This is a genomic window from Ignavibacteria bacterium, assembly GCA_016707005.1.
Taxonomy (GTDB): domain Bacteria; phylum Bacteroidota; class Ignavibacteria; order Kapaibacteriales; family Kapaibacteriaceae; genus UBA10438.
On record JADJIQ010000005.1, the window covers coordinates 1,026,566 to 1,040,585 of the forward strand.

General features: G+C 54.2%; 6 protein-coding genes. 5 read left to right on the forward strand and 1 reads right to left on the reverse strand.

From position 1 onward, the window contains the following. From IPI29_12690 to IPI29_12700, 3 genes are all read left to right on the forward strand, one after another. On the forward strand, positions 1 to 342 hold the full coding sequence (locus IPI29_12690; GenBank protein MBK7413402.1) for an STAS domain-containing protein: 342 nt from the start codon (positions 1 to 3) through the stop codon (positions 340 to 342). After that, positions 339 to 1,607: an adenylosuccinate synthase gene (locus IPI29_12695; GenBank protein MBK7413403.1), complete on the forward strand. Its 1,269-nt coding sequence runs from the start codon at positions 339 to 341 to the stop codon at positions 1,605 to 1,607. The genes IPI29_12690 and IPI29_12695 overlap by 4 nt, the downstream gene beginning before the upstream one ends. A gap of 130 nt (positions 1,608 to 1,737) precedes the next feature. Next, the gene (locus IPI29_12700) at positions 1,738 to 5,976 is read left to right on the forward strand and encodes a choice-of-anchor D domain-containing protein (protein MBK7413404.1); all 4,239 of its coding nucleotides are present in this window, start codon (positions 1,738 to 1,740) and stop codon (positions 5,974 to 5,976) included. Here the strand turns inward: IPI29_12700 and IPI29_12705 are convergent. Then, entirely contained in the window at positions 5,951 to 7,015 is a 1,065-nt protein-coding gene (locus IPI29_12705; GenBank protein MBK7413405.1) for a hypothetical protein, read from the reverse strand. The genes IPI29_12700 and IPI29_12705 overlap by 26 nt on opposite strands. A 24-nt stretch (positions 7,016 to 7,039) precedes the next feature. Here IPI29_12705 and IPI29_12710 point away from each other — a divergent pair, with 24 nt between their 5' ends. Both IPI29_12710 and IPI29_12715 read left to right on the forward strand, forming a co-directional pair. After that, positions 7,040 to 9,865, forward strand: coding sequence for a carboxypeptidase-like regulatory domain-containing protein (locus IPI29_12710; GenBank protein ID MBK7413406.1), 2,826 nt, complete (start codon positions 7,040 to 7,042; stop codon positions 9,863 to 9,865). A 68-nt stretch (positions 9,866 to 9,933) separates the two neighbouring features. Next, complete coding sequence (locus tag IPI29_12715) at positions 9,934 to 13,950, forward strand: T9SS type A sorting domain-containing protein (GenBank protein ID MBK7413407.1); 4,017 nt, start codon at positions 9,934 to 9,936, stop codon at positions 13,948 to 13,950. Positions 13,951 to 14,020 lie beyond the last annotated feature (70 nt).

Consider the following 14,020-nt stretch of genomic DNA (forward strand, 5'->3'; position numbering starts at 1 on the left):
ATGAGCACGTTTCAGGTCAATAACCCGTCCGCCGAAACCACAGTGATCGCCTTTGGCGAAGAAGTGCTTGGCGGAGCCGAAGCTCTCGAACTCACATCCCTCGTTCGCGAGGCATGTGCCGGTGAGGGGGCTGTGGTCGTCTTTGATCTTGAGCGTGTCCGTGTGATGAATTCAAGCGGACTCGGAATGCTCGTAGGAGCGTTGGCCACCGTGCGCAAGCACGAGGCCCGTCTTATTCTCGCAGCCATTCCCGAAAAGGTTCAGTCGCTTCTCACCATGACGCAACTGGCTCAAGTGTTCGAATCTCGAACAACTCTTGCAGAGGCTCTGCAACGGCAATGAGCGTACGCATCATCGTTGGCGCCCAATGGGGCGATGAAGGGAAAGGCAAGATCGTTGACATGCTCTCTGAGCAGGCCGACATCGTGGCGCGCTATCAAGGCGGTGCCAATGCCGGACACACCATCGTCTTCGACGGCAAGAAGTATATCCTGCACCTGATCCCTTCCGGGATCCTCCACCCAAACACTCAATGCGTCATCGGTAACGGGGTCGTGATCGACCCCGTTGCTCTGATGGAAGAGATCCATATGCTCGAAGGCATGGGGATCAGCATTGCCGGACGCCTACACATCTCGCACAAGGCCCACCTCATCATGCCGTACCATAAGATGATGGATGCGGCTCGTGAGAAACAAGCTGGCTCGATCGGTACCACCGGTCGGGGTATCGGTCCAGCATACAATGACAAGGCCCTGCGTATCGGTGTTCGGATCGTAGATCTGCTCGACCGCGAAACACTGGGCGAAAAGATCCGCACGAACCTCGCCGAAAAGAATCAGATCCTGCGCGCACTCTATGACGTAGCCCCGCTCGACGTGGAGGCCATGATCGATGAATACGTTGCCTTTGATACGCAGATCGATCCGTACATCACGGACACCACCACGCTGCTGAACAATGCCCTCAAAGATGGCAAGCGAGTTCTCGCAGAAGGTGCTCAAGGGGCTCTCCTCGACCTCGATCATGGCACCTACCCGTTCGTAACCAGCTCCAACCCAACATCGGGCGGAGCCTGCACCGGACTTGGTATACCGCCAACCAGCATCACATCTGTTACTGGTGTTGTGAAGGCCTATAGTACTCGTGTTGGAAACGGTCCGTTCCCAACGGAACTCGAGGACGCCACCGGCGAACTCCTCCGTTCAGAAGGTCATGAGTTTGGGGCTACAACCGGACGCAGCAGGCGCTGTGGCTGGCTGGATATCCCAGCTCTTCGGTATTCCATCATGATCAATGGGATATCCGAGATCGCCCTTACCAAGCTTGATGTCCTTGGTGTATTCAACGAACTCAAGATCTGCACCGGATATTCCCTGGACGGAAAGACCCTGAAGTCCTTCCCTGCAGATGCTCAGACACTGAGTCGCGTCCAATGCGACTACATCACCCTCCCCGGCTGGAATTGCCCCCTCGATGGCATCATGTCCTTCGACGCACTCCCCAAGGCCGCCCAAGACTATGTTCGCATGATCGAACAGCTCTTGGAAACGAAGATCACGTGGGTGTCTACCAGCCCGGCTCGAGAAGATACCTTTGCCTTGTAGGTGACCTGATAGGTGACCTGGATAGGTGACCTGGATAGGTGACCTGGATAGGTGACCTGGATAGGTGACCTGAAGGTGACCTTTGAAGGTGAAACAATGTATCTTTAGGGCGAGTAGATTGTTATTGTAGATGATGAAGACCCTCGCCACCATCTTGGTGTTTGTGGCTACGGCGTTTTGCGCTGTGACGAGTCATGCGCAGCGATGGGAAAAGGTGCCCATACCGGCTCCGTACAATACTGGATACTACCTCGACATCTTCTTTCTTCCCACGGATCCGAACTACGGATGGGCCTGTGATGAAAACGGAGGCTACGTCATTCGCACGGTGGATGGCGGCAAGACGTGGCAGGGGACGCAGGTATTGGCAGCCGGCGGTGCATGCCACCTTGAGTACATCCAGTTCCTGAATCAAAACGTTGGGTATTGCTCCGGACCTTGCGGAATCTTCAAGTCCGTAGATGGTGGTGCAACCTGGCAGGATATCAAACCACCAGGTTCCCCGTTCATATGGGGCGGCTGGTTCCGCAACGCCAACGAGGGCTGGTTCACCGGCGGTGGCTGTGGTTACAATGCATTCTTACGGACAATGGATGGCGGCGCAACCTTCCAAATGTTTCTTGACACGAATGAAAAGCGATCGGCTCTTTCCGATCCGTATTGGGATGCAACGATGCCTGCTAATACGGTCTATGCTATCGGTTCAGGCACGTTGTGGAGATCGCAGTCCGACGGAGTGAATTGGCAGGTCCTTGCCTACACGGGAACAAGTGCTCCATGGCATGAAGAACTGGCGATGTATGGCAATGCGATCTGTGTTCCGGCGGGAGGAACCAAGTGTAATACCACGCCAGGACTCTTGGAAGGTATTCGCTTCAGTCCGGACCTCGGCCAAACCTGGCGTGAGTTTGATACCGGCGAACAGATGTTCGGGTCCTTCTTACATGATGCAGATCATGGCTGGGCCGCAGGCTGGAATCAAAGCGTTTATTATACCTCCAATGCCGGTCAGAACTGGCAGTTGAGAAATTGCGGTTTGGAAGGGGCGAACACAGACGACATTCTCTTCCTCAACAACAACGATGGATGGGTAGTAGGGAACGGCGTGTTTCGTACTGCACCGGCACTGAGAACGCAGAGCGATACAACGTTCCGATTCCGCGGTGTGTGCCCTGATTCTGCGAAACGAGATACGGTGATGGTGCGAAACATCAATTGGTTCGCTTCACCATGGTCGGCGTCGATCACCGGACCGGATGCCATTCATTTCCGAATCGTGAATGCGCCGATATCGGCAACGATCGCATCCTGCACTCCGCAGCCGCTCATCATCGAATACCGACCACGCACCGCCGGAAACCATGTAGCGGTTCTGAACATTCAGATCCAAAACCCGGATACAACGCTGATCGTCCTTCTCGAAGGAGACAGACGTGAACCGGTTGCGTATCCGATCGATACGCTCGTTACCTATACTGAGCGTGTTGGGGTCCCAGTCAACCGAACGTTGATGTGGCGCACTTCCTCCGGACAGAATCTCGAATCGATCGTAAACATCACGCGTGTATCCGGTGATACCAACATTAGCCTTACGGTACCACCTCCGGCGCTTGTACGTCCGGAAGGTACACTGACGTATGTGGCAGCCACGGCGCGAGACACAGGCTGGATACAAGCCAAGTTTAGAGTCCGGTTAGCCCCCTGCACACGAGATACGTTTATCACGGTGAGGATCTACGGGATATCGCCGATCTTCAACAGCATTGTGAATGTCTCGGCGGAAGCAAAGTGTGAAACGCGCGACACTCTCCGGATTCCGATCTCGAATACGGGGAATGCGCCGCTCACGATACGTTCGATGACGGCCTCAAACCTCGGACCGCAAGCGTTCATTGTACTGGGATTTGTCAGCGGTCGTTTTGGTGCGCCCTGGGTTTTGCAGCCACTCGAACGAGATACCGTGCTTGTGGAGTATCGCTCGCAGACAGGGAACGACAATGCAACGATGATCATCGAAAATGATGATCTCACACTCACACGCGGACCAAAATCTTCGTGGCAGGTTGCATTGCGTGGTGTGTCGCTGCGTCCGGTCATAACCATCACACCGCGGATCGTTGACCTCGGTTCGATGTGCACCGGCACACAGCTCGATAGGACGATAACGTTCAAGAATGAGAGCCAGACAACCACCGCGATCAACCTTACCACTTCATCGCCGCAGATCACTGGTCTAACGGTTGGAAACATCACGTTACTTGGCGGACAATCTCGTCAGGTTCGTTTTACCTATACCGCTTCACGCAAAGGCCCGGTTCTCGACACGATCAGGGTTCGCATTCAACCCTGTGACACCGTTGAGACCATCATTGTACGTGGTATGGTCGAAGACTTGGCCATTACGATCACACCTCCAGCCGTGCTCGACTCAGCCGATGTGAACACGGTTATCCAAAAGCGCTTCGTTATTCGACTCGCAACGGGGGACAGCGCAACGATCTACGCCATCCGCATGAGGCCGCTTCCGTTCGCCATGATCACGGGCATCCCGAACGTCCCATTTGTACTTCGGAAGAATGACAGTGCCATTGTGACCATCTCGTGGAGTTCACCCGTTCCCGCAGAATATGTTGGGTTCTTGGATGTAGAGGCCTTTACAACATGCTCAACAACCGTATCTGCCGACGTCAGACTTCGCGCACTTTCAACAGACCTTGATCTTGGTCCACCACAGTTGCAGTGGACACAGCAATGCACCTCACGTGTACAACGAGACAGCGTCTATATCGATGTGAAGGGCGGAAGACCCGTTGTCTTGACAAGTGCGTCCATCAGGCCCGTCGGTACACCGTTCCGTATCGTGGGACTGACCACTCCGCTTACGATGTCTCCCGGAACCCGACACTGGATCGTTGTTGAATACAACCCGCAAGCTGGTATGGGGCTCTCCACTGCCACACTCGATGTGGTTACCGATGCGGCCGGCGGCACGTTCGCCGTCCCGCTTCGTGGATCACTGCTTGTACCGGATGTGATTCCATCGCCAACGCTTGTTGACTTTGGAACCGTTGAGGCCTGTCTACCAAAGGCGACGTCCACAGTGAAACTCAACAACCGCGGCACACTGCAGACCGATGTTGACGTGACCTTGGCGAACGCACCACGCGGCATGCGCACACTCGAATCTCGCGTGACCATTGCCCCTTCTGACAGTGCCTATATCACGATCGAGATCGATCCATCGCAACTCTCTGCCGGAACCACCACGGCTACGATCTTTCTCTATGATCGAATATGCGGAACGTTCGATACGATATCCGTCACCGTGGTCCTTGCTCCGAGTGATAGACTCGTCCTCACACCCGATCCACTCGACTTGGGTACACTCGAGCCGATGCAGAACAACTCGGGAGTTGTGACCATCAGTAATCCGAGTGTGAATGCGCGGACCATCGTTGAGTTGCGTGTGGAGCCCCCTACCGTACCATGGCGTATAACTGCATCGGTGAATGGACAGACCGTTGCTGCCGGCGGCTCACTGACAACCACGCTGGAATATGCTCCAACCTCTCAAGGCGTTCATGATGCGCAGTTGGTTCTGGTAGATGTTGATCAGTGCACAACATCAACAGCTATCTCCCTCAAGGGGCGGGCCCAGGATCCGCGCGTACCTCCAACCTATACGTTGAGACTGCATATCGATGACTATGTGAAGGGTCCGAACGAACGTATCTCGATACCGGTCTATTGGGACACGGATGTGCACGATGCAATGGTCGATAGCTTGCGGACGTATATCGCCTTCAACGAGCTCAACCTATTCGTAGACTCAATTTCTGCAGGAACGATGCAGGACGCCGTTGTTGATTGGACGATGGATAACGATTCCATACGTCTGCTGCTGCGATCAACCGGACCGGATTGCGGTCGCCCAGGCGTTGTTGCCGTCCTTCATGGTGTTGCCTTCTCTGCTATCCCAGACAGTACAGAGTTGGCCTTTACACGCACTACCATTTGGGCTACAGAGGCTGTGAACGTGCTCATTGACGATGGCTCAATCATCGTGGATGCATGCGGTCCTCGCTTCATGATCCAGATCGGCGCTGCTTCAACATTCCGGATCCTACCTCCACTTCCGGCACGGGACGTGATCTCGGTGGAAGCAACGGCAAAACATGGCGATTTTGTGACCATCGAGATCGTGGACGGACTTGGCAATATCGTCCGCTCCTACAACAACATGAAGATCTCGGAAGGGGCTTCTGTCCTGCAATGCTCTACCGATGGCCTGGCCTCAGGCATCTATGGAGTCCGAGTGACCTCCGGCTCCAGTGGCGCACTTACTACTTCCGTTCCGCTGGTTCGGTGATCGAACCAAAGAGCTTGCGCAGGCAGGCGCGTACGCCGTCTTGGAACGCGAGTTTTGAATCAACCGCGATCATGAACTGAGCCTTCTTCACTGGCGTATACGTTGCATCGGGCTTGATCTCGTTATAGACCAACGTTAACTCCGCACCACCCTTCATCCGTTCTAAACGGCCGGATATCAGGTGCGTGATCTCAAAGCCCTTCAGAATGTTGAGTTCGGAGCGCGATGCAGCGTTGTAGTTCTCAACCATGAAGAGTCCGCCCAACGCATACAGACTGTCGCGCGTCTCGATGTCCACCACGGTGATATCCGGATTCTGTCTCATCGCCGCAACGATCGTAGATACAGCATCATACGATGCAGCGATCTTCTCTCTCATCACCGACCACGGTGCAAGATCTGTATTGGTTGCGATGAACTCTATTCCGCCCACGGCTGCAAGCTCAGATGGATGTACAGCAAGGATAGAATCGGCAGCTGCATACAACGATGAATCACGAACCGCTACACAGAGTGCTCGTTGCGTAGCGGTGAGGATCGCTGGATCGATCACGCGCTTCTTGGTGCTGTCAGAGACAAGGAACGATGTGGCGTAGCCCACACCTGATGTAGTGATGATCCAACCATCACCGCCAATGATGACCAGTTCCATCCGAACGAGATTTGCGATACGTCCGATGGAGCAGAACGCGATGAGTTCCGCGCCAAGTTTGTCAGCTGCTGCCTGCACGGAAAGAGAATCATTACGTAATGATGCAACGAGTGAATCACGCGTAACATTCGGGATAAGCGCATAGCGTCCGGAGGCTTCTAGCGCCACGGCAAGAGCTGCCTCAACCTTGTAGGCCGACGTATAGGCGTCCGCCGAATCGAACTGGATGCCCCCTATCAACACCTTCTGCGGGGCTTGTTGAGCTACCAATGGCACATAAAAAACCAGCACCAGAGCGGCTGCAGACCAGTGTTTCCTGTTGGTAATACGCCGGTAACATACACCTAACAGCGCGCCGATAGTTTCGTAGACGTTCGTTCTGTTCATGTCGTAAAGTGATCGGTAAAGTCTATGAAACACATTCTCACATCCCTCCTCTTCTGTGCCAGCGTTATCGCTGCAAGTGCACAGACGGGATCCATCGAAGGCAAAGTTACGGATGCCGAGACGGGCGAAGCTCTCCGTGGCGCCAGTGTTGGCGTAGTAGACACCAAGAAGGGTGCCTACTCCGACACAAAGGGCACATTCCGGATCAAGAAGCTTGCCGCCGGCACCTATAAACTACGGGTAACGTTCATTGGATACGAGACCAAGGTGGTTGAAGGCATCGTTGTGAAGGACGACGCAGCATCACCGGTCACGATTGTTCTTGGTGCCTCGGTAAAGGTCAACAAAGAAGTGGTTGTTCAGGCCTCGCGTGTGAATGACAACGCAGCAGCCCTCCTGGCAGAGCGCAAGAACGCAGCGCAGGTTAGTGACGGGATCGGCAGAGAAGAGATCTCGAAGCTTCCGGACAGTGATGCTGGACAATCTCTGAAGCGCGTCTCCGGTGTTACGCTCGTAGAAGGCAAATATGTGTACGTGCGTGGCGTGAGTGAGCGCTACAGCAACACCACGTTGAATGGGGCTTCCCTTTCGTCAACAGAGCCGGACAAGAAGGCGTTTGCCTTTGACATGTTCCCGGCCGAACTGCTCGAGAATGCGAACGTTACGAAGTCGTTCACTCCCGATCTGCCGGGCAACTTCTCCGGTGGTCTCGTTCAATTGAATACGATCGACTTCCCATCGGCCTATAGCGTAAAGGTCAGCGGATCTCAATCCATCAACGACTACGTTACGTTCCACCAAGGTGAATTCCTTTCCTATACCGGTTCTTCCAAGGACTGGTCGGCAAATGGAGCCGGTGACCGTAGCTACCCAGCTGATATCCCTGCAAACCGCGAAGAGTTCCTCAACCTCAACAGCAAGGCACAGGTAGGCGATGTAGATGCTGCAAACCGTGTAGCAGAGATCGGCTCAGGCTTCCCGAACTCACAGTGGAAGACGAACTACGAAACAGCACCGATGAATGGCGGACTGGGCGTAACGGTAAGTGCCCCGATCGAGATCGGTGAGACCGATGCCTTTGGCATCGTTGCGAACGTGAACTACGGCAACACGTATTCGATGAATCGGATGACGCGTTCGGCACTTCAGGCAGACAGGTCGCTGCAGTTCTCGAAGAGCGGATATACGGCCGCACGCAGCTCTAACATGGGCGGACTCCTCAATCTGGCCTATCGTCTGGGAGAGAGCACAACCTTCTCCTTCAAGAATGTGTACAACCGCTCGATGGATGATGAATCGTTGGAACTCTACGGTGAGAGTTATTCTCAAGCACAGACACGCCGTGAGTTCGGATTCAACTACGTCCAAAAGGAACTCCTCACATCTCAACTTGGCGGTGAGCACACCGTTGGGTCGTTCAACAATGCTGTTGTCAACTGGAAGCTCGGGTATTCAGAGACGCAGCGTGATGAGCCCGACTATCGTCGACTCCAGTATTCACGTCAGTCAACGGACACTCAATCGCCCCTTGCCATCAACTTCTCTCCATCACCTACTGGTGACGGAACAACAGCCGGACGTTTCTACTCGGACATGTCTGAGTACTACCGCATTGCATCGGCGAACGTGACCCTGCCAGTTGAGGCATCGAAGATCAAGTTCGGTGGACTCTATGAGTTCCGTAATCGCGATTTCACTGCACGATCATTCACTGTGATCCAATCGCGCAACTATGCCGGTGATATCGATGGACTCTTCAACACGAGTGAACAAGGTCAAGTAGATCCGTCTGCTGCCTTTGCAGACTCGAACTACTCCGCAGACCGACTCATGATGTCGGAAGAAACGCGCCTCTCTGATGCCTACACAGCCTCTGAAAGACTCGGCGCAGCATATCTGATGGCTGACATTCCATTCGATCTTGCAAGCGTGAAAATGCGCTTCATCGGTGGTGCACGTATCGAGAGCAGCCTTCAGCAGCTCAACTCCTTTGACGCTCAGGATCAGGCCGTGAATCCGGTAGTGGACGTAACAGACGTTCTGCCGTCCCTCAACCTCGTGATCAGTCCAGCCGAAGACATGAACATCCGTCTCGGAGCATCGCAGACGCTGGCTCGTCCTTCCTTGCGTGAGTTTGCCCCCTTCTCCTTCTACAACTTCCAGATCCAAGCTGTAACAACGGGCAATCCGAATCTCACACGCGCTCTCATCCAGAACTACGATGTTCGCTGGGAGGTCTTCCCGAATGCCGGTGAAGTGATCAGTGTGAGTGCCTTCTACAAGACATTCACCAATGCCATCGAAGAGACCATTCTTCCATCAACATCGGAAGTGATCTACAGCTTCCAGAATGCAAATGGTCAGGCACAGAATTACGGTATCGAGTTCGAGGCACGCAAACAACTCGGATTCATCGCATCGTTCCTTACACCGTTCACCTTCTCTATCAACGCTGCGGTAATCAATTCCCACATCGTTGTGAATCAGGGTGGTGTAACAGACGAACGTACGATGTGGGGACAGAGCCCGTACACCGTGAATATCGGCCTCTTCTACACGAACTTCAGCACCGGCTCATCGATCAATCTTGGGTACAACACCTACGGACGTCGCATCATCAAGGTGGGACAGCGTGGTGCCTTCCAGTTCGACGATCCGCACGTGTATGAGATGCCGCGCCAAATGGTCGACCTCAGCCTCAGTCAGAACCTCGGTGGAAACCTCGAACTGAAATTCGCGATCCGTGACATTCTCAATCAGCCACTGTATTGGGAGCAAGGGGGCGTGAACATTCAGTCCAACATTCGCGGTCGTACCTACACCTTCGGTATTGGCTACCGCTTCAACTAAGCTCTATCGATCCCAACGTCAATCACACTATGACTCTTCACCTCACAACATCACATCAGAGGTCCTTTATGAAGACACTATGTCTTCTTGCTGTTATGCTCGTGGTCACCGCCACGCAGATGATGGCACAAAATCCAACGTCGTGTCAGATCAAGTTCCCGAATGGCGGAGAAACCTTCCGTCCGGGCTCAACGCAGGAAATGCGCTGGGACACAGCAGGCACATTCCGTGCACGCTGGCGCTTCAAGTATGGCACGTCGCCAGCTGGTCCGTGGACTACGCTTGCGGGCCAGACAGCGAACGTGCTCGACTCCGGAGCAACACGTGGACAATCCGTGCCAACAAGCGGCGGATGGCGCGTACCGGCTCAAGGAACGTCGTCGGGGTATATCCGCATGGAACTCATTGCGGACTCGAACAACGTCTTCGACATCACAGACAATCCGTTCACGATCGAGTCGCCAGACGTCATCCGTCCGGACTCTGTTCTTCGCGGTGAGATCACTGGTCGCATCCGTCTGAGCAACACCAAGATCTATGGCATCGATGGATATCTGTACATCAACGACGGAGCAGTTCTTGAGGTTGAAGCCGGAACGATCGTAGTTGGTGATACCGTTGGACAAAACTCCGTGATCTGCGTGAATCGTGGTGGCAAGCTCATTGCGAATGGCACTAAGACACAGCCGATCGTCTTCACCAGCTCTGCAGCTCCGGGTCAACGCGCACGCGGTGACTGGGGTGGTATTGTGATCTGCGGAAAGGCACGTACGAACCATCCGGGTGGACAAGCTGCCATCGAAGGTGGTATTGCTGAGTCAACACCTGGTAGAGGATGGTTCGGTGGCACTGATGACGAAGACAACAGTGGTTCGCTTCAATACGTCCGTATCGAATTCGCTGGTATCGCCGTTGCTCCGAACAACGAACTCAACTCGCTTACCATGGGTGGTGTTGGACGCGGTACCGTCCTGAATAACATTCAAGTATCGTACGGTAACGACGATGGCTTTGAATGGTTCGGTGGCACCGTGAATGCGAAGAACCTCATCTCCTACGGTATTCTTGATGATGACTTCGACACCGACAACGGTTTTCGTGGTAAGGTTCAGTTCGTACTTGTAAAGCGTTTCCGGACAACGGCCGATGTCTCCACGTCGCAGGCCTTTGAATCCGACAATGACGCAACAGGTTCTTTCAACGCACCATTGACAAATGCACTCTTCTCAAACGTGACCGTGATCGGTCCGGTTCAGGACACCAGCTGGACCACCGGCAGCGGCGCAAACCAGTTTAGCTCCCGTTACGGCGCAGCAGCTCAGATCCGTCGCAACTCACGTCAGAGCATCTTCAACTCCGTCTTCATCGGATGGCCACGCGGCATTGAGATCGCACAGGTACCAACGATGGCTGCTGCGAATACTGATTCTCTAGCGATCCGCTCGAGCAACTGGTATGGTATCAAGAGCACATGGCTGAATCTTGCGGGTGGTACGCCCCCTGCAGGAATGGATGCGAACTGGATCAGCAAGGCAGCCTTCAACAACAGTGCTGACAAGACCAGTCCAAACAATGCCTTCCTTTCCAACCCATGGCCAAACGATGCCTCGTTCAATCCGGCACCTTTGATCGTAGCTCCTTATCTCAACACGGCGTCGTACAGCAACGGCGGTCCGCTCTATCCGATCGACGATGCGTTCTTCACAAAGGTGAACTACCGCGGTGCTTTCGCTGCGGATGAAGAGCGTTGGGACGAAGGTTGGGCCAACTACGATCCCGTGAACTCTGAGTATCGCGCAGCGATCGTTGTGCGTCTTACAAAGCCGGGTGTAGGTTCCGGTGAATCATATCTTCAAGGAACCAAGATCGCCGTTGAGTGGGATACAACAAGTCCAGCCGGTAACACCTACAAGTTTGAATTCGGTACCTCAGCAGCTGGCCCATGGTCACCGATCACTGGTGCTGAATCCGTCGTCGATGCCGGCGCATCACGCGGAAAGCTTGCAAATGGCTTCACTGCTCCGAACATCGTAACGAGCACAGGCTATGTGAAGATGACACTCGTAAGTGATCCATCGAAGTTCGATATCTCGGATGCTCCTTTCGCTATCACTGCACCAGTAGTTGTTGAGCCAACGGTCCGACTCATTGAGCCGGGCACAAACGTTACCTCCGTGCGTGTTGGTCAGTCCGTTACTGTCTCGTGGGACACAACGGGTACCTATCGCCAACGCTGGCGTTTTGACTTCGGCAAGACACAGACAGGTCCGTGGACAACATTGCCTGGTCTCTCGAACGTGCTCGACTCTGCTGCACGTCGCGGACAAGTTGCCGGTGGCATCGTGTTCCGTCCGGCAGATCAAACCGAGACCGGTTATGTACGCATGGTGCTTCTTAGCGACACAACAAAGACAGACGTAAACAACACGCCGATCAAGATCATCGCACCTGCTCCTGTGACGGTAGACTCCGTCCTGCGTGGCGAGATCACATCACGTGTTCATCTCTCCAACACAAAGATCTACGGTCTTGATGGCTACGTGTATGTAAATGACGGTGCAGTACTCGAGATCGAGCCTGGTACGATCATCCTTGGCGACACCGTAGGACAGAATTCCGTGCTGTGTATTAACAAGGGCGGCAAGATCATTGCCAACGGTACGCGCAAGCTTCCGATCGTCTTCACATCCAGCGCACTGCCTGGTCAGCGCGCTCGTGGCGACTGGGGCGGCATTGTGATCTGCGGTAAGGCACGCACGAATCATCCTGGCGGTCAAGCTGCCATCGAAGGTGGTATCGCAGAAACCACAACAGGCGGTCGCGGTTGGTTCGGCGGCACAGATGACGATGACTCAAGCGGGTCGCTTCAGTTCGTTCGTATCGAGTTCGCCGGTATCGCTGTTGCACCGAACAACGAATTGAACTCCCTCACCATGGGCGGCGTTGGTAGCAAAACCATTCTCGATCACATTCAAGTATCACACGGCAACGATGATGGCTTTGAGTGGTTCGGTGGAACAGTGAATGCCAAGCACCTTATCTCTGTAGGGATCCTCGACGACGACTTTGACACCGACAACGGATACCGTGGCAAGGTTCAATACGGAATCGTTCAGCGCTTCCGCACAGTAGCCGATGTTTCTACATCGCAAGCATTTGAATCTGACAATGATGCTAACGCATCGTTCAATCAGCCTCTGACCACGGCGGTGTTCTCCAACATCACAGCTATTGGTCCGCTCCAAGACACAAGCTGGACAACAGGTAGCGGTGCTAATCAATACAGCTCGCGTTTCGGCGCAGCTGCTCAGATCCGTCGCAACTCACGTCAGAGCATCCACAACTCCCTCTTCCTCGGATGGCCGCGTGGCTTTGAGATCGCACAACTTCCAACCATGGTTGCTGCTAATGGAGACTCGCTTGAGATCCGTAACAACTCTTGGTATGGAGTGAAGGGGGCTACAATGACCCTTGCCGGTCTATCGGGTAGCCAGACACCACCTGCAGGATTTGATAACACATGGCTCCTCAAGCCGGCGTACAACAACATCGTTGACAAGTCCTCGCCAAGTGTTGCCATGGTTGAAGCACCGTTCATCACCAATATAGATTTCAATCCGGCTCTTAAGACCGGCTCACCTGCACTCAGCGGTGCAGCGTTTGCCGGAACAGCATCCGACCCATTCTTTGAGAATGTTGCCTTCCGCGGTGCTGTAGGTATTGAGCGTTGGGATCTTGAGTGGACGGAGTACGATCCCGTGAATCGTGCATACAAGGCACAGGATCCATCAACAAGCGTCAACGAAGAAATGTTCGCTACGCTGGCCATTGCCGGCCGCGTATTCCCTAACCCAACGCAGGACGCATCAACCGTTCGTTATGAGCTCGCTCATGATGACGTTGTTACCGTTCGCGTTACCGACGCCACAGGCGCTCTGTCTACGCAGTTCCTCGTGAACGCGCCACAGACAGCCGGCACGTATGAGTTCCGACTCATCACTGCCGACCTCGCCTCCGGCATTTACTACCTGACGATCACTGGTCAACGCGGTACGATCACCCTCCCGGTAACCGTGGCGCACTAAACCACGATCGTGAACAGAACGCCGCAAAGGCCGTCCTTGTAAAAAGGGGCGGCCTTTGTCGGTTTTTGCA